We start from the raw sequence: 24,607 nt of genomic DNA on the forward strand, positions 1-24,607 counted from the left end.
CATAAATTCTGCTGTCAAACTCAAGGCAACTACTTCTATGTCAGACATTTTTGGCTTTCTGCCAATTCCTGATTTAAAATCCAACTCAAAATTCAAAGAACTTATAACTTCTAATACTCTAAAATAATTTTTAACTATATTTGTCATAAATGTTGGTTGTTTTGCGACTTCAAGATACTGATTTTCAGTATCTTGACCAACATTTTTTCAATTTATTTTACTTCAAATAATTTCACCCAACGGGTTATCTTATTCTAATTTTAGGATTTATTATCTCGAAATATAATAAAACATTTATTTTGGCAACAGTTATGTAAATTGATTTTCAATGCTATAGCTAGTTTATTAAATTTACATTTACACAAGATTGAAATAAACGTTCAATAAAATTAATCTCTTCATACTTTATTCAAAAACAAATGAATTATCATTAATAGTGTTCTGATTTTCGATATTATAATTTTAAAAATATCTTGAGAAATTATAAAAGATGTTTATTTTACCACTATAAAAAATCTATTTATTCAAATAGCTTTTTTTGCAATTAACAAACTCATTCAAAATAAAATTATAAAAAAACGGTTCAAAAAATATTTTTTTGAACCGTTTTAAATGAAATAGAATTAATCTACTCAATTAACAATAATTTTTTGAAAGTAAGATAAATCTTGCCCTTTTAATTTCAAGATATATATACCTGATTGTAAATCACCAATATTTAATGATTTAGTTCCAGAAAAATCAACATCCGTTGTTAAAGCTAATCTACCATTTATATCATATATCTCAATATTTAAATCACCTGTAAAATTAGCAATCCCAATATTTATTGTAGATTTAGCTGGATTTGGATAAATATTGATTCCTTTTAACAAAGCAACATCTTCATTTGAAAGCGTTACACTAGTTAATGCTCCTGAGAAAACTCCTCTACCATAAGTAGCAGCAAAAACATTGTAAGCAGTTGGTGCTGTTGGTGAATTAGGCTGTAAATCAAGATCCGTTACTTTAACGTTCATCATCCCGTTAAAAGAAGATTTCCACGCTAAAGATTGATTAGCATTAGTAGCTGGATTAAAGGTATTTACATACCATACTCCTAAATCAGTTCCAATCATTAACTCAGCTGAATTTAATGGATTTTGTAAAATAGCATGAACAGGCATATCAGGTAAATCACCTTCAATGTTGTACCAGTTAGTACCGCCATTGTTTGTATACCAAATATTAGTTGTACCGTAATTTTTTAAAGTAACAAAAATTTGGCTATCGTCAGCTCCAAATTCAATATCTGAAATGGTTCCTACAAATGAAGCTGTCGCAGAAATATCTGACCATGTCCCAGCTGTATTATTAGCTCCAGTAACTTTTAGAAGTTTTGAATTAGCTGTACCAATGTATAAAGTTGTCTTTGTAACTTTACCAGTATTTAATGCTGTTGGATAAGAAGTCAATAAAGCATTAGACAAATCTGTTCTTGCAGGTGCTGGACCTCCCATGTATGAAGCATATCTTCTAACAACATAAACTCTATTTGCACCATCAGAAAAATCAGAATAAACAATATCATTACTAGAGTCTAATGTCACAGCTGGATAAAACAATCCACGATTTGCAGTACCATCACTAAGTGTTTTTTGTATTGACCCATTTAAACCTCTCTTATTCATGTTATTATTATATACATAATTTGTAACATAATAAGCTGTTGAACTTGATGTTGGATTCTGTTTAAACAAAGGTATTCCACCGTCTCCACCTTGAACTTCAGAGCTACCGCTTATTCCAGCTGCTGCCCCAGTAGTTGTATTTAGAGTTGATGGGAAATAATTTGATCCGTTATCTTGTGCTCCTGCAACAAAAAAGTCTCCAGATAAACCTGTTACACCTAATGGCTGAACCGCAACACCAACAAATTGAGTTACATTAAACCCATTATTTCTAGAAGCAAATGTTGTAGCAGTTGTAGCAGTTGATAAAGCTGCATTGTAATAAATACCTCCGTCGTTACCAACAACAGCAACATCTGGATTATTTGGTTTAAACACCATTGCATGTTGATCAGAGTGAACTAAATTACCACTATTCCATCTAGAAATAGCTGTCCATGCAGCTCCACTATTGGTTGATCTATAAACATTTAAACCACCAATAAATACTTTGGCATCATTTGTTGGATCTGTTTCAATAAATAAATTATAAAATGCTTGTGCACCTGTAAATCCATATGTTCCAATTCTTGAATCTGAAGCATCAGTAGGAAGTGTTAATACTGTAGGAGCTGTTGAAAAACCATTAGTAGTTTTTAACATTTGAACCTCAATATTTGATGGAGATACTGGTGTTATTTGTGATAAGACATAAATAACGTCTGCAGTTGTATTTGAAGCTTCAATCTCTGTTCTCTGACCTCCACTTACAGTGTAAGCTGTTGTGAAAGTTGCACCTTCATCATTTGAGACAAAAATCTTTCCACCACCGTCACCAAATGTAGAACTATCAGTTGAAGACACCCATATTTTACCACCTACAGCTATTTCAATATCCATCGGACACGTTTTATTTCCACTAGGAGCTAAAGGCAATGTTAAAGCCGTCCATGTTGCACCACCATCTGTTGATTTATACATTCCATAATTAGCTGAATTATGATAACCAGCATTATAAGAATCTCCTACTGCAGCATATATGTGAGATACTCCACCAACATTTTTAATTGCAATATCATTAATAAATTGAAATCCAGTTACAGCAGTTCCTGAAAATTGGCCAGGTAGAGCCCCAGCAAAATCACCTGTTAGATTTGTTAAATTAGCTACTAACAAATCACCATCTTCTTTTGAAACACTCACAGTTGGTATTGTTGCTCCTAACGCTGAATCTGCCATACCTACTGGTCCTGCACCTGCAACATTATTCATAATAATAACACCTACTGCTCCAGCAATTTCTGCTGCCAATGTTTTACTTTCAAAAGTACAAGTACCTCTTCTAATCAAAGCTATTTTACCCGTTAAAGACCCTGCTGTTAATCCTGTACAAGCATCATCAGTTGGTGCAACACCATCATTAACAAGCACAATAGGTTTATTACCTCCGAAACTTGCTGGAGGAGCACCAAAACCTGCTAATCCAGTACTATAACCTCTTATTACTCCTGCATTAGAAGGAGCTGTTATATATAAATTAAATAATTGACTTTGTGTTGAGGAAACAGTTCCTCCACCAAAAACTCTAGTCCAAGATAAACCAGCATTTGTAGTTTTCCAAATACCATTACCATTTGCATCACCAGTATAAGATTCTCCAGTCCCCACATACCAAGTACTAGAATTATTAGGATCAACTGTTATATTCTGAACATTTATGTGTTCTGGAAATGTCGATATTCTTGTCCATACAGTAGCACTACTAGTAATGTTCGTATTTTTCCAAAGACCTCCACTTACACCACCAGCAATAACAGTATTAAAAGTTGCATCAGTAGGATCAAAAATGATACCTTTTGTACGACCTCCCACATTGTTAGGCCCTCTTTCAACCCACAAGTTATCTGTAGCATCACCAGGTGTTCTACCTGCAGCTAACATAGCTTGTCTTTCTTGACTTAATCTTTGTCTAATAACCTCCAAATTTTCAGGAGTAGGTGATCCCAAAGCAGGATTCATAGATAAAATCCATTCTTGTTCGTTATACTTATTAGGAGGAATCCCTTCTGATTTTCTTTCTCTTTTAGACATTAAAAATGTCTTTTTGAAAGGATTATTTTCTAAATGCTGTTCATGCTTTTTTCTTAATTCTAAAACCTCCTTAGTTGGTTTAGGATTAACGACTACAACATCAGCAGATGGCTTAGCATCATTTTTTGTTTCTGTATTCTGCTTTTGCTTTTTAGTGTTTTCCTTTTCTTGAGAAAAACCTAATGTTACAAAAAGAAATGAGAATACAACCAATAGTAATTGTTTTTTCATGGTAATCATTGGGTTAATATTATTATAATTTGAACAAAATTAACAATTTACAGATAATTTCAAATTTTTTTACGAATTATTTTTTCATATTCATTTATTTGCCTGAATTGTCTTATATAATTCTAAAGCTTTACCGTCTGTTAGTAAGGATACAAAATGGCAAATGTGTAATAATCTATCGTATAAATTTTCTTTTTGAAATTGAAAACGTTCTGGCAGTAATTTCAGTAATAATTCATCATAGTTAGAAGCTGTTCCGTTTTCTTTTTTATTATAAGCCGTACAAAATCCATCCAATAGATTATTGATGATTTTATATCCCATTACTTCTTTCTGAATTACTTCCTTACTTTGATATACGTTTTTAATACTGATTTGGATAATGTCATTCATTTGCGCTTTGTACTGACTTTTATCCATCAAAGCAAATGGAAATTCTCCTGCCAAAATAGCTTGTTCGTTTTCCATAAAAACTGCTACAGCATCGTTGATTAAACATCCAATAGCTAAGGCACGCAAATAACTAATTCTATCTTCTTTAGTAAGTAACTCGTTATATTTTTTGGTGTCGATTCCGTTTTTGACTAATTTGATTAGGTATTCTAATGCGTATTCTTCCGAAATCCAACCTAAGTTAATACCATCTTCAAAATCAATAATGGTGTAGCAAATATCATCAGCTGCTTCTACTAAATACGCTAGTGGATGACGCTCGAAACCGATATCATTTCCTGATTTATTCGTAATCAAACCTAACTCATTAGCAACCTCAGCAAAAAAAGCTTTGTCTTGCTGAAAGAAACCATATTTTTTATCACAGATTTTTTGCGTTGGTTTTTTAGGCAAACTTTCTTTCGGATATTTCATAAAAGCACCCAAAGTCGCATACGAAATACGCAAACCGCCTTCAATTCCTTCACGGGAAGAAGCTAAAACTGAAAATCCATTGGCATTTCCTTCAAAATCGATTAAATCTTGCCATTGCTTTTCGGTTAATTGGTCTTTGTATTGCAATCCGTTTCCAGTTTTGAAATATTCTCCGATGGCTTTTTCACCCGAATGCCCGAATGGTGGATTTCCAATATCATGAGACAATGCCGCAGCAGCCACAATCGCACCAAAATCATTCGCTTGATAACCGTGAACTTCTTGCAAATGTGGATATTTTGCAATGATTTGCTTTCCAACTAAACGTCCTAGTGAACGTCCAACAACAGAAACCTCCAAACTATGCGTTAGTCGGTTGTGAACGAAATCGGTTTTGGAAAGTGGAATGACTTGCGTTTTATCTTGCAGACTTCTAAAAGCGGCAGAAAAAATAATTCGGTCATAATCGACTTCAAAACCTAAACGGGTGTCGTCTTGCTCTTTTCGTAAACGTTTACTTGTGTCGCCTTGTCTTTTTAAGGACAATAATTGTTCCCATTGCATCATAAAATCATCTGTTTTTGACTGATCATTAATTTTATAGAATCGTGAAAATATTTTCTATTTTTCAATATGTTATTCTTGATTTTTACCAATCTCATCTAATTCATAAAATTGATTTTTTCGCTCGTCTAATAAATCTTTCTTTACTACATACGTATCAGACAGAGAATCATGCCAACCTCTTGTATTTCCTCCCAAAAAAGAAAAATGATTAAACGGAATTAATCTACTGAAAGTACGTTTAAGAATTTTTACACCATCTGGCTTTTCTCCGTTTATATCAACGACAACAGTTTTTGTAATTAACTTGCCTATTGTTCTTGAAAAAAGGGTCTCTGCTGTTAAATAATAGATCACAGTAATAATTATTCCTATTAAATACTCACCTAAACCTCCAATGTTTTCAGCCCAACCAAGAAATGCATCAACACCAAAAAATGCTGCAAAAAGACCTAGAACTAGAGATAACACAAAGATTATAATATACTGAAAAATTAAATCAATGAAATAATTTCCAAGTCGTTGCCCTTGGGAAGCTAACATATTACTAGTTACGACAAATTCTTGCTTTTGATTTTGCTCCATAAATTTTACTCTTTTTCGTTAGCCAAGAAGAAATTTCTTGATTTTTTAGGATACTGATTGTAACTTTTATCACTCGGATTTACGATAACCGATTTGATATTGATTTCGTCTCCTACTTTGAAGTTTTTCTCTGTGTATTGGTAATCTAACAAATATTCACCACAGAAATAATTTCCATCTGCGTCTTTTTCAATGATTCCAGTGTAAACGCCTTTTTTATCTTTTGACATAATTGTATTTTTTTCAAATGTACGAATTGGATTGTAATTATTTAAAAGAAAAACAGCCATCGTGTGATGGCTGTTTAAAAAGCATTTTGTTAAAGTCAACAAAATGGTATCTAAGCTGCTTGATTAATAATTTCTAATGAAACTTCAATTAAAGAAACTAGATTTGGAATTTCATTATCAAAATTAATCAAATTAGAAACATCAATATTCGATCGTATTTTATCTTTCCGTTTTATATAGAAAGTTTTACAAATTCCGTTATAATCTAAAACAAAAGAGATTTCATCAAAATTTCCATAATTCAAAAATGAGATTTTTTGATTATCTTCTATTTTAGTTTGGTATAATTGAAACAAAACCTCTTTTATAACTTTTGAAAAAGCGTCTTCTTTTTTTAATTTAAGAATTCTTTCTTCCTTTTGTAAAGTCATCTCAGTTCTTTCTACATTTTCCCTAATCAATCTCACCTCCTTCACTTCACCTTTATTTAAGAAATTCGACAAGTAATATCTTGGAGGTGCTTGACGTAATTCAATTTTATAATTTGAAACTCCTTTATAAAGCATAAAATTATTAAAAGCCGTTTCGAAAATTGTTTTCACTCCATGATTTTCCTTTTTTTGAATAACCAAAAAACCAAATTTAGACCCTTTTGGAACATAAATTAGATAGAAAAATTCCTTACTAAACAAATCATTTCTGTCTAAATTGTATTTAACTCCATTTGTTTTTCTGTCTTTAATTTTACCGTACTCACCCGTATAAGCTGAATCAAGAAAACCATGTATAATTCTATCGTCTTTTTTAATTATTGGCAAAGTTGCCAAAGTAAAAGTTCTGAATTTACCTTGATTATCTGTATATTTTTTCACATTTTCAAAAATATGAATACAGAAATCATTTAATGTATCAAGTAAGTCTTCTTCTTCATTATAAAAACTTAAAACTTGTTGTTCTTTCGTCTTATTAATTAACGAAAATCTATAAAATTCTAAAATTGTATTATTTTTCATTCCTTTATTATTTAAAATTAACAAATTGAAAATACACTAAAGTCAAGCTGCATAAAGGCCAGACTTTCATCTATTCAATTTTAACATTTTCTACAACAAAAAAACTTGGTGTTACGATTTCGATTTTATACTTTTGAAGTATGAAAAAAGTAGGTGAGGTAACCTCATCATCTTTATAACTTAACAAATAACAGGCCGGCAAGCTTTTATAAATTAAGTTCCAAGTTAGGGATGTTGTAAAGCGTCCCTTTTTTTATTTCTTTTTTTTCCTCAGCATTTATTTTAAAAATATATTCTTGAAAAAGGGCTCTTTAAAGAACCCTTTTTATTTATTACAAAAATAATAGAAAATATCTATTTTATAAAATTAAGTTATCAACAAAGTTTATGATCCACACATTTCACAATCTTCTGGACCTGCGTTTCTAGCCATTTCAATCATTGCTCTGTATTCTTCAGCTGTCATTTCTGCTGGTTCTTCTAAAACTGCGATAGCTTCTACTTTTTTCACTTCAACATGTTGTTCTTTAACTTCAATTGGAGCGGCCACTTTATCGTTATTTAAAGTAAACTTAATCGCATCCACTGCTGCTTTTGTTCTTAAGTAGTACATTCCTGTTTTTAAACCTGATTTCCAAGCATAGAAATGCATCGAAGTTAATTTCGCATAATTTGCATCTTGCATAAACAAGTTCAACGATTGCGATTGGTCAATGAAATATCCTCTTTGACGCGACATATCGATAATATCTTTCATCGACATTTCCCAAACCGTTTTGTACAATTCTTTTAAATCCGCAGGAATTCTTTCAATATGTTGCACCGAACCATTGTGACGCATGATTTCTTGCTTCAATGTTTCGTTCCACAAACCTCTTTCTACTAAATCGTTTAATAAGTGTTTGTTTACCACGATGAATTCTCCCGAAAGTACTCTTCTTGTATAAATATTTGAAGTATAAGGTTCGAAAGCTTCGTTATTTCCTAAAATTTGAGAAGTTGAAGCGGTTGGCATTGGTGCTACTAACAACGAGTTTCTCACTCCGTTTGCCATTACTTCTTTTCTTAAACTTGCCCAATCCCAACGACCAGAAAGCTCTTCGTCTTTTAAGCCCCAAAGGTTGTGTTGGAATTCTCCTTTAGAAATTGGCGAACCTTCAAAAGTTGAATACGGCCCTTCTTCTTTTGCCATTTCCATAGAAGCGGTAACTGCTGCGAAATATAAGGTTTCGAAAATTTCTTGGTTTAATTTTTTCGCTTCGTCACTTGTAAACGGCATTCTCATCATGATAAAAGCATCAGCTAAACCTTGCACTCCTAACCCTACTGGACGGTGGCGCAAGTTTGAATTTTCTGCTTCTTTAACTGGATAGTAATTTCTGTCGATTACTTTATTTAAGTTGCGAGTAACACGTTTTGTTACGTTGAATAACAATTCGTGATTGAATGCTCCGTTTTCAACAAACATTGGTAACGAAATAGACGCTAAGTTACATACCGCAATTTCATCTGGAGACGTGTACTCCATGATTTCAGTACATAAGTTAGACGAACGAATCGTTCCCAAATTCTTTTGGTTCGATTTTCTGTTCGCTGCATCTTTGTACAACATGTATGGCGTTCCTGTCTCAATTTGAGATTCAAGAATTTTTTCCCAAAGTTCACGTGCTTTGATGGTTTTTCTACCTTTTCCTTGTGCTTCGTACGAAATATATAAAGCTTCAAATTCTTCACCATATACTTCATCTAAACCTGGGCACTCGTTTGGACACATTAAAGTCCAAGTCGTATCTTCCTCTACACGTTTCATGAATAAATCAGAAGTCCACATCGCGAAGAATAAATCTCTTGCACGCATTTCTTCTTTACCGGTGTTCTTTTTCAAATCTAAGAATTCGAAAATATCCGCATGCCAAGTTTCTAAATAAATAGCAAAACTTCCTTTGCGTTTTCCTCCACCTTGATCTACGTAACGAGCGGTATCATTGAAAACACGTAACATCGGAACAATTCCGTTTGAAGTTCCGTTTGTTCCACGAATATACGAACCTGTAGCTCTTACATTGTGAATAGCCAAACCAATTCCTCCCGCTGATTGCGAAATTTTTGCTGTTTGTTTTAAGGTATCGTAAATTCCATCAATACTATCATCCTTCATGGTTAATAAGAAACAAGATGACATTTGAGGTTTTGGAGTTCCCGCATTGAATAATGTTGGAGTAGCGTGTGTAAAGAACTTTTTCGACATTAATTCGTAAGTTTCAATTACTGCTTCCATATCATTTAAGTGAATTCCAACTGAAACACGCATTAACATGTGTTGTGGACGCTCCACGATTTTTCCGTTGATTCTTAACAAATACGAACGCTCTAAGGTTTTGAAACCAAAGTAATCGTAATTGAAATCACGGTTGTATATGATGTGAGAATTTAAAAATTCTGCGTTTTCTTTAATTACTTCATAAACCTCATCCGAAATCAAAGGCGCTGCTTGATTCGTTCTTGGGTTTACATAGTGGTACATTTCACTCATCGTTTCCGAGAATGATTTGTTGGTGTTTTTGTGTAGGTTAGAAATTGCTATACGAGCCGCTAATTGAGCATAATCTGGGTGTGTTACGGTCATGGAAGCTGCGGTTTCTGCTGCTAAATTGTCTAATTCAGAAGTGGTAACTCCATCGTATAATCCTTCAATTACACGCATTGCCACTTTCACAGCGTCTACCATGTCATTTAATCCATAACATAATTTTTTAATTCTGTCCGTGATTTTGTCAAACATTACTGGCTCCTTATGGCCATCTCTTTTAACTACATACATAATTTTCTGGTTTTTTGAAATCAGACAATCCCTTATCTGGTTTCTGGTTATTTGTAATCTTTTTTTGAATTGAGTTTTACTTCCTAATTCTAATCGGAACTATATTTAATTTCAGTACACCAATTAAAAATCAGCGTCAAAACTAATTTTGCTTGATTCTGAATCGGAGTTCATTACTCCTGCTTTTTGATATTCTGCTACACGTTTTTCGAAGAAATTCGTTTTTCCTTGTAACGAAATCATGTCCATAAAATCGAATGGATTTGAAGCATTGTACACCCTATCGCATCCTAATTCTACTAATAATCTATCGGTTACGAATTCTAAATATTGTGTCATCAAAGTAGCGTTCATTCCAATTAAACTCACTGGAAGCGACTCGGTAATGAATTTTCTTTCAATGCGTAATGCATCTACAATAATCTCTGTAATTCTTTCTTTTGGCACTTTGTTTACGATGTGATTCGTATGCAAGTGAACCGCAAAATCACAATGCATTCCTTCGTCACGAGAAATTAATTCGTTTGAAAAGGTTAATCCTGGCATTAATCCACGTTTTTTCAACCAATAGATAGAACAAAACGAACCAGAGAAGAAAATTCCTTCAACTGCTGCGAAAGCAATTAATCTTTCTGCGAATGAATCAGATTCAATCCATTTTAAAGCCCAATCCGCTTTTTCTTTAATCGCTGGAAACACTTCAATGGCATGAAACAATTGATTTTTTTCAGCTTCATCTTTTACATACGTATCAATCAACAACGAATAGGTTTCGCTGTGAATGTTCTCCATCATGATTTGGAAACCGTAGAAGAATTTCGCTTCTGGATATTGTACTTCATTAACGAAGTTTTCCGCTAAATTCTCGTTTACAATTCCGTCAGAAGCAGCAAAGAATGCTAAAATATGTTTGATGAAATATTTCTCATCATCGTTTAATTTATTGTTCCAATCATTTAAATCGGTATGTAAATCTATTTCTTCTGCTGTCCAAATACAGGCTTCTTGTTTTTTGTACCATTCCCAGATATCTTGATGTTTGATAGGAAAGATTACAAATCGATCTTTATTTTCTTGCAAAATAGGTTCCACTACAGCCATAGCTATTTGATTTTAAAAATGTTAATGATTGGTTAATTTGACTCATTTGGGGATTACAAAGTTTGTCATTTGAAACGAGAAAAGAAAGTCAAACTTATTCACAATTGGAGCAAGTTTTTAACAAAGCGAATATTTGTCAGTAAAATAACATAGGATTTTAAATTACTGAAAATCAATAACTTAAAAACAAATAAAACAACTGTTAAAACCTTGTAAGTGATTGATAAATCAACGGCTCACACCGATTTTTAAACCTTAAAAAATGAATTATTTTTTCAACTCTTTTGCTACTTTGTCTAATTCATCAAACCATTGTTGTCCGAATTTTCTAACTAGTGCTTCTTTGACGAATTGGTACACTGGAACTCCTAATTCTTGTCCTAACGAACACGCGTCATCGCAAATATGCCATTTGTGATAATTCACCGCTGCGAAATCCGAATATTCTTTAATTCGAATAGGATATAAATGACAAGAAACTGGTTTTTTCCAATCTACAATCCCTTGATTGTAGGCTTGCTCGATTCCACAAAGTGCCGTTTTTCCGTCAAAAATTACGTAGGCGCAGTCTTTTCCGTCGATAAGTGGTGTTTCTAATTCGCCAAAATCAGAAACCACGTGCGTTCCTTGTTCTTCAATGGCTTTTATTCCTTCAGGACGAAGAAAGGGTTTTACTTTTGGAAAAATTTCAGCTAAAATTTTGGTTTCTTCCTCATCTAAAGGAGCACCTGCATCGCCATCCACACAACAAGCACCTTGACAAGCTGACAAATTGCAAACGAATTCTTTTTCTAAGATTTCTTCGGAAACGATGGTTTTATTTAACTGAAACATATTGGGTAAATTTAAAGTGCAAAGATACGATTTTGAATTCAGAATTTAGAAATAAGAATTTAGAAGTTTTGGAACACGGATTTTAGAAATTTGAGAAATTGCTAAAATTCTTTACACAGAGTTTCTCAGAGTATTTTTTGATTTTGATTGTGTTGAAAAGAGATACACGGAGACGTTTTACTTTTCTCATTGCGCTCTTTGCGAAAAAACTTTGCGACTTTGCGTTTAAATCTTCACATTGCTTGAACTTGCTCTTGTTCTTGATTTTTGACCTTGCAATTGATAATGTATCGTTAAATTAGAAACGTTCTTGATTCAATATCCTTATATTTGCACAAATATTCAGCGTTTTATGGAACTAGGAGTCAATTGGAAAGACATTTTTACCATCAGCATGATTTTGTTTGCTGTGATTGATATTGTGGGAAGTATTCCAATTATTGTGGACTTACGCAGTAAAATGGGTCATATTCAATCGGAAAAAGCGACTATTGTTGCAGCGGTGATTATGATTGCCTTTTTATTTGTAGGTGAAGAAATTCTGAAATTAATTGGTATTGATGCGAATTCATTTGCAGTTGCCGGTTCGTTTGTCTTGTTTTTCCTTGCTTTAGAGATGATTTTAGGCATTCGATTATACAAAGAAGACAATCCGAGTACAGCTTCTATTGTTCCTATTGCGTTTCCCTTAATTGCCGGAGCAGGAACTATGACAACAATTTTGTCGTTACGAGCAGTTTATGATAAAATAAACATTATCATTGCAATACTTATTAATGTAATTGTAGTGTATGGCGTATTAAAATCGTCTGGAAAAATCGAACGCTTGTTAGGAGTTAACGGATTAGGAGTTATTCGTAAAATATTTGGCGTTATTTTATTAGCGATTGCTGTAAAATTATTCGCCGCAAATGTTAAAGGATTATTTATTTAGAAATTTATTGAAATGAAAATATTTACTTATGTGGCAGTTGCCATAGCTTTAGTTTTAATTGTTTTTAATCTTTTTCAAATTGATTATAACAATCCGTTTGAAGGAAATAGCACAATTGCCATTATTGGTGTAGTTGCTGGAATTTGCGCAATTCTATTATTAGTACTATTGCGTTTTTCAAAAATGATTGAAGAAAAAACCAAACAATAATGGTAGACGTTTTAATTATTGGCGCTGGAGTTTCAGGTGTTTCGTGTGCTTTGATTTTGGGTTCGGCCCAAAACAAACCGTTTGCAATGGATAAAAAAATTGCAATTGTAGCGCACCAAAAAGCCTCTTCACTACAAAATGCCATTTTTAATAACGCATACGGAATTCCCGCAGGGAAATTAGGCAGTGAATTATTAGAAGAAAGTTTGAAACATTTGACCAACTTGTATCCGCACGTAGAACAAATTCATGGAGAAAAAGTGCTTTCCATTTCAGGAGAAGCAGGAAACTTCACTGTTACCACTAACAAATCAATTCTTCAAGCTAAAATAGTTGTAATTGCAATTGGTGCTGGAAATCCTTTTACCATTGAAGGTTTGGAATCGTTTGTAATTCCGCATCAAAAAGCCGCTCCAGAGAAAAACAGAATCCAATTAAAAAATATTGACCATTTGGTTACCGAAGGTATACACGCAGCAGGTGTTTTAGCCGGTCATAGAAGTCAGTTAAGTATCGCCGCTGGAAGTGGTGCTTCGGTTGCAACGGATATTTTAACGTTGTGGAATAACGGAAATCCGGTACAGGTGCATGATGCTTTGGGAAAATAGCTTTTTATTCTTCTGAATCATCTTCTTCATCATCGAAATTCATTCCTTCTAAAAAATCATCCCAATTGATTGGATCTTGATATTCATTAGGGTCTGGCGGAATAGCTCCCGGCGGATTAAACAATTCCCATTCGTCCCAATAATAATTACTCTTGTCAAAACTAGCTACCCAATTGATAAACAATTCTCTGAATTCGTCGATTTCTTTTCTAATCAACGTAACATAATCGGTATCTTTAAAAGAATCGTGAAATCGTAAACTTCCTACTTGAACATATAAATGCATTGCATGATCTCTGATGATTGCCGCATTTTGCATTCGGATGCTATACATATCTCCGCCTTCAGCACCCGCAATTTTAGCACAAATTATCGCAGCATCATCTCGCATCATATATTTTGTGGCATTCAAATACCCATCTTCTTCACTTATGGCATTTAAAAGACTGTTTACCAAATCTAAAATTAATTCGGCTTTTTTATAAATTGGCAAATCGAATAATTTATCTCTTCTACTCATTTTATAACATTTTTACTTACTCAGCACCTTATTCACCATATCGTCTTTTTTCAAAATCAATTGGTAATATGCTTTTTCATTAAAAAGTTGACGAACAAATTCTGCTTGAAGATAGAATAATACTTTTTCTTTCTGAGTATCTAAATTGAAAAGCAATCCGCCTTTTGCCATGTAGATCTTGAAGTTATTGAAATAATTTCCAGAACGTAATTCTTTTTCTAACGCTTCCATCGAAATTTTGTCAAACTTTTTGCGGTTTTGATCTAATTGTTCAAACACAAAATAATTCACTAATCCCGATTGCATCAACATTGTTAAACCTTCAGCTCCGTGCGAATCTTCTAATGGAACAAAAATATCTGGCATAATTCCGCCACCACCATAAACGATGCGGCCTTTCTTGGTTTTGAATTTTAGACTATCTGCAATTTTGGCTTTATCTTTTTCGTACAATTCACCACTTTCGAAGCGCTTGTCGAATTCATTGAAATAGTTTTCTCCTTTATCTTCATACGGTTTTTGAATCGAACGACCTGATGGTGTGTAATATCTAGCAATGGTTAATCGTACTGCCGAACCGTCACCTAATGGCATTTCGCGTTGCACTAATCCTTTTCCGAAAGAACGTCTTCCGTAAACCAAACCTCTGTCGTTATCTTGAATGGCTCCTGCTAAAATTTCACTTGCCGAAGCACTATTTTCATTGACTAAAACACTGACTTTACCGGTTTCAAAAATCCCTTTTTCAGTGGCTAACGTGCTTTCGATTTTATCTTTTTTGTTTTTCGTTTTAACGATTAACTCTTTGTTTTTCAAGAATTCGTCTGCAATTGCAACGGCTGATTCTAAGTAGCCACCACCGTTATCTCGTAAATCGATGATTATATGTTTAGCACCTTCTTTTTTTAATTGGGTTAAACCCGATAAAAATTCGTCATAGGTTTTTTCGGCAAAGCGATTGATTTTGATATAACCCGTAGTTTTATCCACCATTTGCGAAACATCTACACTCTTAATCGGAATGACATCTCGGGTAACATTTACGGCGAATTTCTTTTTTTCAGACTTTCGATAAACGGTTAGTTTTACATTAGAACCTTGTTCGCCTTTTAAGATGGAAAATAACGAATCGGTTTCTAGTTTTTTATTGTACAATTGTAACTTATCGGCGAAAAGAATTCGGTCGCCCGATTTCAAACCGGCTTTTTCTGAAGGACCGTTCGCAATGGGCTTTATAACAGCTAAGGAATCATTATACATGTAAAAATTAATTCCAATTCCCACAAAATTGCCTCGCATTTCTTGTTCGACTGCTTCTAATTGACTTTTAGGAATATAAACCGAATGCGGATCAAGTTTTTCAAGAATTCCGTTTACCGTTAAATCGACAATAGAATCGGTATTTAAACTATCAACATATTCTTTTTCAATAAAATCGATAAGTTTGTTTAGTTTATTTTTATTGGCGTTTCGGTTTAAAAAAGCTGTTTCTGTAGAAGGATTGAGTTTACTTCCCAATAACAAACCCACCGCAACAGCTACTGCGATTACTATTGGAAAATATACTTTATTCATTTTCATTTAGCTCAAATCTTCGATTAATTCAACCTCAACACCTGCTTTTCTTAAGAAATCAACGCCTGAAGTATCTTTATATTCTTGATGATACACCACTCTTTTAATTCCCGATTGATGAATTAATTTACTACAATCTTTACAAGGTGAAAGGGTAATGTATAATGTTGCTTCTTCACAAGATTGCGTAGAACGTGCTACTTTTAAAATAGCATTCGCTTCGGCATGCAGCACGTACCATTTGGTTACATTATCATCGTCTTCGCAACAATTTTCAAAACCAGATGGTGTTCCGTTGTACCCATCAGAAATAATCATTTTATCTTTAACGATAATAGCTCCAACTTTTTTTCGTTGGCAATAGGATAAATTTCCCCATTCTTTGGCAATTCGCAAATACGCTTTATCGTATTTTTCTTTTTTTTCTTTCTTCATTATCGGTTCCAAATTTCGCTTTCAATAATCATTGGCAAAACTACACCAATTATAAATGCTGACATAACTAAAGCCCAATCTCTTTTTGAAAAACGGAAAAAAGTTTGCACGATATAGGAAATAATTAAAAATACTACAACTACGATTATTTGTGCTGCTTCAATTCCTAATGCGAATTCTAAAAGTGGCAATAATTTATCCGAAGCAGTTCCGGGTAATATGGTTTTAAAGTAATTTGAAAAACCTAATCCGTGAATAATTCCGAAAAACAAAGTTACAATTGCAACAAAGGTGATACTTTCATTTTTTGACGATTTCCCAGCTGTAAAAAGATGAAAAACAGCCGTAATTAAAATGGTAATTGGAATTAAAAACTCAACCAAACTGGCTTGAATTTGAACCACTCCGTAAACCGACAATAGTAAAGCTAACGTATGTCCGATGGTAAAAAGCGACACCAAAACAAAAACATTTTTCCAATCTTTAAAAGCATATGGAATTACCAACGCCATTAAAAATAAAACGTGATCATAAGCATTGATATCCAATACATGTTTAAGACCAATATTAAAATACATCCAAAATTCCGACATAATAATTAAGTTTTATTGGGGGAAATTCAAACTTACGATTTATTTTTAAATGATACCAAATTCTGTATCACAAAAGCAAATAAAATTGTTTCAAAAAAATAGTTTTTTTATGTAATTTTGCAAGAATTAAAAATAAACAACATGTCAATTTCAAATTTATTCGATAGCGGTTTTAGAAACAGAAACAAAGGTCATTTTTCAGCAATTGTAAGAGTAGCTTTGTCTGACGGAATTATTGGTCCAGAAGAAAAATATTTTTTAGACAAATTAGCTATCAAATTAGAAATTTCTCAAGCAGAATATGAGGAAATTTTAGAAAATCCATTAAAATACCCTGTAAATCCGCCTTTATTGCATACACATCGTTTAGAACGTTTATATGATTTATCAAGAATGGTATATGCAGATGAACATGTTTTAGGTGAAAAAGAACACGAATTACTTAAAAAATTCGCTTTAGCATTAGGATTTACTGCAGGAAACGTAGGTTATATAGTAGATAAAGCATTAAAATTAGTAGATATGAACGTAGATTTAGATACGTTCACTTATGAAATGCAACACATGAACAGATAATTCAACCTGTTTTAAAATACAAAAGCACAAATTCTAATGAGTTTGTGCTTTTTGCTTTATTGTATTTACCTACTTATTCTTTCGGATACATTCTAATATCTAAAGCTCCTAAACTATCCGCAATCTTTTCGTTCTTTTCAACACCAATTCCATTTCGATACAATTTTTCTAAAGTTTTAACACATGAAGGAATTCTTTTAGCAGCTCCTTTTTTTAAATAAAACAATGCCAAATCTTTATGAGGTTGTTTCAGGTTTAATAAGAAAGAATCATTATAAATTCCATTATTATATATTTTGATTATGGTTTCATATATCACAATATTTGACTTTAAATTATCATATTTTTCATTAACAATCATCGAGATAGGCAATAATTCATAATATCTAGATTCATTTGCAGAATAATAAACTAATAAATCATCATAAGCATTAGAATTTCCCTTATTTAAAGCTTTATCCTTTAAATCCAAGAATTGGTTATATGAAAAATAATTTGATTCAAAATGTTTGTTTTTTAGTTGTATTTCATTTTCATCTGTCTTGTTATTACAACTCAGAAATAGAAATATTAGAGCTAAAAATAAAATCGTTTTTTTCATATTGAAAACTTAAGAAATTACATTACTATTCAAAACAAATAATTTGAAAACTTATTGTACAAAAAAAGCACAAACTCTTAAAAATTTGTGCTTTTTTGTTTTATATATTTCAGAAATCTACTTCGCTTTCGCCATAAACTCTTCTGCTTTTTCTACCATGTTTTTGCTTCCGCAGAAAAACGGAACGCGTTGATGTAATTCTGTTGGTTGAATTTCCATGATTCTTTTGTAGCCATCTGAAGCTTTTCCTCCTGCTTGTTCAGCAATAAATGCCATTGGATTACATTCGTATAACAAACGTAATTTTCCGTTTGGTGCTTTTGAACTAGTTGGATATAAATAAATTCCGCCTTTAATCATGTTCCTATGAAAATCAGAAACTAAACTTCCAATATAACGAGAGGTATAAGGTCTATCGCCTTCTTCTAACTGGCAATATTTGATATAATCTTTCACACCTTGTGGAAAATGAACGTAATTCCCTTCGTTAATCGAGTAAATTTTTCCGTCTTCCGAATATTTCATATCAGGATGCGACAAATAGAACGTTCCGATGGCTGGATTCAATGTAAATCCGTTTACACCATCACCTGTCGTATATACTAACATGGTTGATGTTCCATAAATTACATAACCTGCTGCTACTTGATTTACACCTGGTTGCAAGAAATCTTCAATAGTTACCGGAGTTCCAACTGGTGTAATTCTTCTGAAAACTGAAAAAATCGTTCCTACCGAAACATTCACATCAATATTTGAAGAACCATCTAAGGGATCCATCAAAACCACGTATTTGTTATTGTGTGAATTATCCGAACCTGCGACAGTAATGAAATCATCATTTTCTTCCGAAGCAATTCCGCAAACAATCTCACGATTGATTAAGGTTTGAATAAAAACTTCGTTGGCGTAAACGTCTAATTTTTGTTGATCTTCTCCTTGAATATTTTGTTCTCCAGCAGCTCCAACAATATCAACCAATCCCGCTTTATTTACTTTGTAATTTACCACTTTTGCGGCTAATCGGATAGAGTTGATGATTCGAGATAATTCTCCTGTTGAGTACTGAAACGAATTTTGATGCTCAATAATAAATTCGCCTAAGGTTCTATTTCTTTCTTCCATTTCGAAAACGATGTAGTTGTGTTTAAGGCACAAATATCGTGTTTTTTGTGAAATCATGTAAAATATTTGAAAAGATGTTTAAGTTAATTTTACTTTTGTAAAAAATTTGAAAAAATGATTATCAGAAAAGCTACAAAAAACGACATGCCTTCGGTTTTAGAATTGATTCAGGAATTAGCCACTTTTGAAAAAGAACCTGATGCTGTTGTGGTTACCGTTGATGATTTGGTTCGCGATGGTTTTTCAGAAAATCCGCTTTTTCAGTGTTTTGTTGCCGAAGTTGATAACGAGATTATCGGAATGGCTTTGTATTATAATCGTTATTCCACTTGGAAAGGAAAAACCATTCATTTAGAAGATTTAATTGTAAAAGAAAACAAACGCGGAACAGGTGCCGGATTTGCACTTTACAAGGAAATCATCAAACAAGGAAAAGCAGAAAATGTCCGCAGAATCGAATGGAATGTTTTAGATTGGAACACACCAGCTATTGATTTCTATGAAAAATCGGGCGCTAAAGTTTTAGGCGATTGGCGTGTAGTTCATATGGACGACAAAGGAATTGAACAATTTTTAAACACAACTATATAATTCTTCAAAATGAAAATTTTTAAATTTGGAGGTGCATCGGTTAAAGATGCCGAAGGCGTAAAAAACGTATTACATGTTTTAAACACAGTAGGACACGAAGATGTTTTGTTGGTAATTTCTGCCATGGGAAAAACCACAAATGCTTTGGAAGTAGTCATCAAAAATTACTTTGATAAATCAAAGGAATTGCACGCCTCGCTTCAGGAAGTTCGCAAGTACCACAACCAAATTTTATTAGACTTATTTGAAGACGAAGAGCACGATGTGTTTTTTGATGTCAATGCGCATTTTGATGATTTAGAATATTTTATTCGTAGTAATAAATCGCCAAATTATAGTTTTGTTTACGACCAAGTGGTGAGTATTGGAGAATTAGTTTCTACCACAATTGTAAGTCATTATTTTAATTATAGCGGCTTAAAAAACAATTGGATTGATGTTCGCCCATTAATTAAAACCGATAATAATTATCGTGATGCACAAGTAGATTGGGAAACCACTCAAAAATTGATTTCAAAAGGGGTTAAAAAGAAAATTTTAAACATCACACAAGGATTTTTAGGTTCAGATGAGAATAATTTCACTACTACTTTAGGTCGTGAAGGTTCGGATTATACTGCTGCAATTTTTGCTTATTGTTTAGGAGCAGAAAGTGTTACTATTTGGAAAGACGTTCCAGGCGTTTTAAATGCCGATCCAAGATATTTTGAAAATGCGATTTTGTTGAACCAAATTTCGTACAGAGAAGCAATTGAATTAGCGTTTTACGGAGCTTCGGTCATTCACCCGAAAACCTTACAACCTTTACAGAAAAAGGAAATTCCGTTGTATGTAAAATCGTTTGTTAACCCGACATTACCAGGAACCAGCGTTTCAAAAGGTGCTGATTTAGAGCCAAAAACCTCTTGCTTTATCGTAAAGAAAAACCAATTGTTATTATCATTATCGTCTATTGATTTCGATTTTATCATGGAAAATCACATTAGTGAGATTTTTGGTTTGTTCTCGAAATATAAAATCAAAGTGAATTTAATTCAAAACACAGCAATTAGTTTCTCCGTTTGTATCGAAGATAAATACAACACTTTCGAAGAGTTAAGAAAAGTATTAGCAAAAAAATTCAAAGTTTCTTATAACGAAAACGTATCGCTTTACACCATCAGACATTTTGATGAAAACGCTGCAAAAGTAGTAGAAACAAACAAAACGATATTGTTGCGCCAGATTTCGAGAGAAACGATGCAGGTGATTACGAAGGAGTAGTTTTAAAATGTTTAACCGCAATCTTGTCATGTTTACGCAAGAAAACATCGCATTATGTGATTCCTCATGCTTCAGAATGACAAGATTGTGTTTTTTACTTTCGGAAAAATAACTCAAAACTTTCCAACAATAAATACTACTTTTGAAGATTCGGAGTTATAGTATTTATGCAAAAAATTGTTTTTTTAGTGGGATTTTTATTGTGTTTTTTGGGCGGTTTTGCTCAGGAAACGTTGCAATCGTATCCAACTAAAAAAATTGCGTTTTCAAAAGATACGATTTCAATAGAAAAATTCAGTTTAAATACTTCCTTTTTTGAAATAAAAGATAAAAATGGAAAAGTCATTGATACTAGCTTTTACAAAGTAAATTTCCAAAAAGGAACGTTAGTTTTCACCAAAGAAATCAACACTTCGGATTCTCTAATTGTCCGATATTCAAAATTTCCTGAGTTTTTAACCAAAACGTATTCTATTTATGATGACGACAAAGTGGTTTCAAACGAAGCAGGAAAATTAGTCGTTTTCAAAAAAGACAAAAACACTAAATTCAAACCTTTCGATGGATTGAATACTTCGGGAAGTATTACACGTGGCGTTACCATTGGAAACAATCAAAACACGGTGGTAAATTCGAATTTAGATTTGCAAATCACAGGAAAAATTTCCGATAAAGTCAGTTTGCGTGCTTCGATTCAAGACAGTAATATTCCTTTGCAAGAAGGCGGTTATTCGCAAAAACTGGATGAATTTGACCAAATTTTCATCGAATTATTTTCAGATAAATGGAACATTCGAGCTGGAGATTTATTTCTGGAAAACAGAAAATCAGCTTTCTTGAATTTCAACAAAAAAGTACAAGGTTTAGCCACTCGCTTCACTTTTGGAACACCTGATAAAAGAACGGAAGTCATTGCATCTGGTGCTTTGGTTCGCGGACAATATGCAAGAAGTACTTTTACCGGACAAGAAGGCAATCAAGGGCCATATAAATTGCGCGGCAATAATAACGAATTATATGTTTTAGTAATTTCAGGTTCGGAACGCGTTTATGTCAACGGAATTTTGAAAACTCGTGGTGAAAACAACGATTACATCATCGATTACAACGCTGGAGAAATTATTTTCACCTCTTTATTTCCGATTACTTCCGAAATGAGAATCAATGTTGAATATCAATACACCGATAGAAATTATACACGATTTATCACGTATGGCGGAATTTCGCACGAGCGAGAAAATTGGCAAATTGGTGGTTATGTTTATTCGGAAAGTGATGTTAAAAACCAGCCATTGCAACAAAATTTATCTTCGGAACAAATTGATGTTTTACAAGCCGCTGGAGATGATACTTCAGCGATGATTAGCGAATCGGCTTATTTGGATAGCTATTCTGAAAATAAAATTCTGTATAAAAAAGTGTTTGTTGGATCAGTTGAAGTGTTTGAATATTCGAACAATCCAACCGATATTTTATATAATGTAACGTTTTCTTTGGTTGGGAATAATCTTGGGAATTATATTTTATCGAATAATCAAGCCGTTGGAAAAATTTACGAGTACATTGCTCCAATTGCTGGTGTTCCGCAAGGAAATTATGAACCGATTATCCGATTGATTGCGCCAACAAAAATTCAAATGGCAACCGTTTTTGGAACATATAATCCAACTGAAAAAACAAATTTGGATTTCGAAATGGCATTGAGTAATAACGACCGAAATTTATATTCTGCTATTGATGACAATAACAATAAGGGTTTTGCTGGAAAATTTAATGGCAAGCAACGTCTTATTGACAAATCCATAAAAATGGATGCTTTTATGAATTTTCAATTTGTACAGGAAAATTTCAAAACAATTGAGCGTTTATACAACATTGAATTCAATAGAGATTGGAACATTTCGGCAACGCCATTGGGTAATCAAAGTATTGTAACTTCGGGATTGGATTTCAATTTCAACAATAAAGGAAAAGCACTGTATCAGTTTGAAAATTTGACTTTTGGCGATGTTTTTTCGGGAAATAAACATACGTTATCTGGAAGATATGCTTCAAAAAACTGGATGATTTGGAGTAATTCGAGCGCGATGAAAAGTGATGCAACAGCTTCGGAATCAAAGTTTATACGAAGTCAAAATCGTACTTCTTATAAAATAAATAAAAATTGGATTGGTGCTACTTTAAACTTGGAAGACAATTCGGAAAAAATAAAAGCTACGAACACGTTTTCTGCATTGAGTCAGCGCTTTACCGAATATGGTGCTTTTGTAGGACGAGGAGATTCGACCAAGGTTTTTGTAGAATTAGGTTATTTGCAACGTAAAAACGACAGTTTACAAAACAATTCGATAACACGTGTAAACACTTCTAATTCTTATTATTTAAAATCGCAATTACTGAAAACCGAAAAAAGCAACTTAGCCGTTTTTGTCAATTATCGAAGATTGCAATGTGAGGATTCTAACAAGAAAGATGAACCTTCATTGAATTCAAGAGTTTTGTATAATGATCGTTTTTTTGGACAGAAATTGCAATTGACAACCGTTTATGAAACCTTATCTGGAACTATAGCCCAACAAGAATTCACCTATTTAGAAGTTGATCCTACGCAAGGAACTTACATGTGGAACGACTATAATGGCAATGGAATTCAGGAATTACAAGAGTTTGAAATTGCTCCATTTCCAGATTTAGCGAAATATGTTAGAGTTTACTTACCGAATCAGGTTTTTATTAGAACACATCAAAATAAATTTTCTCAAACTGTAAATCTGAATTTTTCAGAATGGCAAAAGACAACTGGAATTAAGAAATTAGCTTCTCATTTTTACAATCAAACCTCTTATTTAATTGATAGAAAAAATTTTAGAAATGGTGCTAATTTTAACTTGAATCCATTTGAAAATAAAGAAGCGGATTTAGTAGGAATGAATTTAAATTTTAGAAACAGTTTGTTTTTTAATCGAGGAAAACAACACCATTCTACTACATATTCTTATTTATCAAACGAATCCAGAAGTTTACTTTCTATAGGAAGTGTAGCAGCTTATAATCAATCGCACCAATTACAATACCAACACTTGATTCGTAAAAGTTGGTTAGTAAACCTATCTGGAAACACTACGAAAACAAACTCAACTTCTGAGAATTATCCAAGTCGCAATTATGAAATTAAAAGTTACCAAATAGTGCCAAAAATTGGTTACTTGTTCTCTAAAAATGCGAGTTGGGATGTATTTTACGAATATCAAAACAAGGAAAATCAAATTGGCGCATTAGAAACATTAGTTCAAAGCAGATTTGGAACCTCTTTTACAGTAAACAGCACAAAAGGATTTAGTTTGAATGGGGAGTTTTCCTATTATAAAAACACATTTAACGGCAATAATTTAGCGCCAGTTGCGTTTCAGATGCTTGAAGGTTTACAACCTGGAAAAAATCAAACTTGGCGATTGCTTTTACAAAAAAATCTTACCCAATATTTAGATATCAACATCAATTATCAGGGAAGAGATAGCGAAACTAGTAAAACTATTCATACAGGAAATATTCAATTACGAGCGTTTTTTTAGTTAATATTTAGATTAGTT

Annotated in this window: 21 protein-coding genes and 1 pseudogene; 7 read left to right on the top strand and 15 right to left on the bottom strand. The window is 32.9% G+C overall.

What is annotated here, in order from left to right:
• The 9 genes and pseudogenes from BP92_RS17030 to BP92_RS0110235 form a co-directional block, all read right to left on the bottom strand.
• Nucleotides 1–147 (bottom strand): annotated as a pseudogene (locus BP92_RS17030) (IS982 family transposase); the annotation flags it as partial.
• Nucleotides 148–632: 485 nt separating this feature from the next.
• A complete protein-coding gene (locus BP92_RS17460; RefSeq protein WP_160169124.1) occupies nt 633–3,971 on the bottom strand; it encodes a PA domain-containing protein in 3,339 nt (1,112 codons plus the stop codon).
• 90 nt (nt 3,972–4,061) lie between these two features.
• Entirely contained in the window at nt 4,062–5,402 is a 1,341-nt protein-coding gene (gene dgt / locus BP92_RS0110205) for a dGTP triphosphohydrolase (protein WP_026725981.1), read from the bottom strand.
• 72 nt (nt 5,403–5,474) lie between these two features.
• Entirely contained in the window at nt 5,475–5,987 is a 513-nt protein-coding gene (locus BP92_RS0110210; RefSeq protein ID WP_026725982.1) for an RDD family protein, read from the bottom strand.
• A gap of 5 nt (nt 5,988–5,992) precedes the next feature.
• The gene (locus BP92_RS0110215) at nt 5,993–6,217 is read right to left on the bottom strand and encodes a hypothetical protein (RefSeq protein ID WP_026725983.1); all 225 of its coding nucleotides are present in this window, start codon (nt 6,215–6,217) and stop codon (nt 5,993–5,995) included.
• A 110-nt stretch (nt 6,218–6,327) separates the two neighbouring features.
• Complete coding sequence (locus BP92_RS0110220) at nt 6,328–7,230, bottom strand: hypothetical protein (RefSeq protein ID WP_150111912.1); 903 nt, start codon at nt 7,228–7,230, stop codon at nt 6,328–6,330.
• 385 nt (nt 7,231–7,615) lie between these two features.
• Nucleotides 7,616–10,051 (bottom strand): ribonucleoside-diphosphate reductase subunit alpha, encoded by a 2,436-nt coding sequence (locus tag BP92_RS0110225; RefSeq protein ID WP_026725985.1) that lies wholly within the window; start codon nt 10,049–10,051, stop codon nt 7,616–7,618.
• Nucleotides 10,052–10,174: 123 nt separating this feature from the next.
• On the bottom strand, nt 10,175–11,152 hold the full coding sequence (locus BP92_RS0110230) for a ribonucleotide-diphosphate reductase subunit beta (RefSeq protein WP_026725986.1): 978 nt from the start codon (nt 11,150–11,152) through the stop codon (nt 10,175–10,177).
• Between the two features lie 267 nt (nt 11,153–11,419).
• Entirely contained in the window at nt 11,420–11,986 is a 567-nt protein-coding gene (locus BP92_RS0110235; RefSeq protein ID WP_026725987.1) for a DUF3109 family protein, read from the bottom strand.
• 352 nt (nt 11,987–12,338) lie between these two features.
• On the opposite strand from BP92_RS0110235, the gene BP92_RS0110240 reads away from it, so the two are divergent.
• Genes BP92_RS0110240 through BP92_RS0110250 form a run of 3 tightly spaced genes read left to right on the top strand, consistent with a single transcriptional unit; the run spans nt 12,339 to nt 13,738 of the window.
• Nucleotides 12,339–12,920, top strand: coding sequence for a MarC family protein (locus BP92_RS0110240; RefSeq protein WP_026725988.1), 582 nt, complete (start codon nt 12,339–12,341; stop codon nt 12,918–12,920).
• 12 nt (nt 12,921–12,932) lie between these two features.
• Nucleotides 12,933–13,130 carry a hypothetical protein gene (locus tag BP92_RS0110245; RefSeq protein WP_026725989.1) on the top strand — a complete coding sequence of 66 codons (198 nt, stop codon included), beginning with the start codon at nt 12,933–12,935 and terminating at the stop codon, nt 13,128–13,130.
• Nucleotides 13,130–13,738 (top strand): FAD-dependent oxidoreductase, encoded by a 609-nt coding sequence (locus tag BP92_RS0110250; RefSeq protein ID WP_026725990.1) that lies wholly within the window; start codon nt 13,130–13,132, stop codon nt 13,736–13,738. Before BP92_RS0110245 ends, BP92_RS0110250 begins: the two co-directional genes overlap by 1 nt.
• A gap of 4 nt (nt 13,739–13,742) precedes the next feature.
• Here BP92_RS0110250 and BP92_RS16105 read toward each other — a convergent pair whose 3' ends face one another.
• The 4 genes from BP92_RS16105 to BP92_RS0110270 are packed head-to-tail and all read right to left on the bottom strand — an operon-like array spanning nt 13,743 to nt 16,861.
• On the bottom strand, nt 13,743–14,258 hold the full coding sequence (locus tag BP92_RS16105; protein ID WP_051604442.1) for a hypothetical protein: 516 nt from the start codon (nt 14,256–14,258) through the stop codon (nt 13,743–13,745).
• Between the two features lie 12 nt (nt 14,259–14,270).
• The gene (locus BP92_RS0110260; RefSeq protein ID WP_026725991.1) at nt 14,271–15,839 is read right to left on the bottom strand and encodes a S41 family peptidase; all 1,569 of its coding nucleotides are present in this window, start codon (nt 15,837–15,839) and stop codon (nt 14,271–14,273) included.
• The gene (locus tag BP92_RS0110265; protein WP_026725992.1) at nt 15,840–16,268 is read right to left on the bottom strand and encodes a deoxycytidylate deaminase; all 429 of its coding nucleotides are present in this window, start codon (nt 16,266–16,268) and stop codon (nt 15,840–15,842) included.
• Nucleotides 16,268–16,861, bottom strand: a complete 594-nt coding sequence (locus BP92_RS0110270) for a HupE/UreJ family protein (protein WP_026725993.1) — start codon at nt 16,859–16,861, stop codon at nt 16,268–16,270. The genes BP92_RS0110265 and BP92_RS0110270 overlap by 1 nt, the downstream gene beginning before the upstream one ends.
• A 141-nt stretch (nt 16,862–17,002) precedes the next feature.
• On the opposite strand from BP92_RS0110270, the gene BP92_RS0110275 reads away from it, so the two are divergent.
• A complete protein-coding gene (locus BP92_RS0110275) occupies nt 17,003–17,437 on the top strand; it encodes a tellurite resistance TerB family protein (RefSeq protein ID WP_026725994.1) in 435 nt (144 codons plus the stop codon).
• 73 nt (nt 17,438–17,510) lie between these two features.
• Here the strand turns inward: BP92_RS0110275 and BP92_RS0110280 are convergent, their stop codons facing one another.
• Together BP92_RS0110280 and fbp are read right to left on the bottom strand one after the other, a co-directional pair.
• Nucleotides 17,511–18,038: a hypothetical protein gene (locus tag BP92_RS0110280; RefSeq protein WP_026725995.1), complete on the bottom strand. Its 528-nt coding sequence runs from the start codon at nt 18,036–18,038 to the stop codon at nt 17,511–17,513.
• 117 nt (nt 18,039–18,155) lie between these two features.
• Complete coding sequence (gene fbp, locus BP92_RS0110285; protein ID WP_026725996.1) at nt 18,156–19,163, bottom strand: class 1 fructose-bisphosphatase; 1,008 nt, start codon at nt 19,161–19,163, stop codon at nt 18,156–18,158.
• 114 nt (nt 19,164–19,277) lie between these two features.
• Here fbp and BP92_RS0110290 point away from each other — a divergent pair, with 114 nt between their 5' ends.
• From BP92_RS0110290 to BP92_RS0110300, 3 genes are all read left to right on the top strand, one after another.
• Complete coding sequence (locus tag BP92_RS0110290; protein ID WP_026725997.1) at nt 19,278–19,754, top strand: GNAT family N-acetyltransferase; 477 nt, start codon at nt 19,278–19,280, stop codon at nt 19,752–19,754.
• Between the two features lie 9 nt (nt 19,755–19,763).
• Complete coding sequence (locus BP92_RS0110295; protein WP_026725998.1) at nt 19,764–21,017, top strand: aspartate kinase; 1,254 nt, start codon at nt 19,764–19,766, stop codon at nt 21,015–21,017.
• A gap of 167 nt (nt 21,018–21,184) precedes the next feature.
• Nucleotides 21,185–24,589, top strand: coding sequence for a hypothetical protein (locus BP92_RS0110300; RefSeq protein WP_026725999.1), 3,405 nt, complete (start codon nt 21,185–21,187; stop codon nt 24,587–24,589).
• Nucleotides 24,590–24,607: the final 18 nt, after the last annotated feature.

This window comes from Flavobacterium sasangense DSM 21067 (genome assembly GCF_000686885.1).
Classification (GTDB): Bacteria; Bacteroidota; Bacteroidia; order Flavobacteriales; family Flavobacteriaceae; genus Flavobacterium; species Flavobacterium sasangense.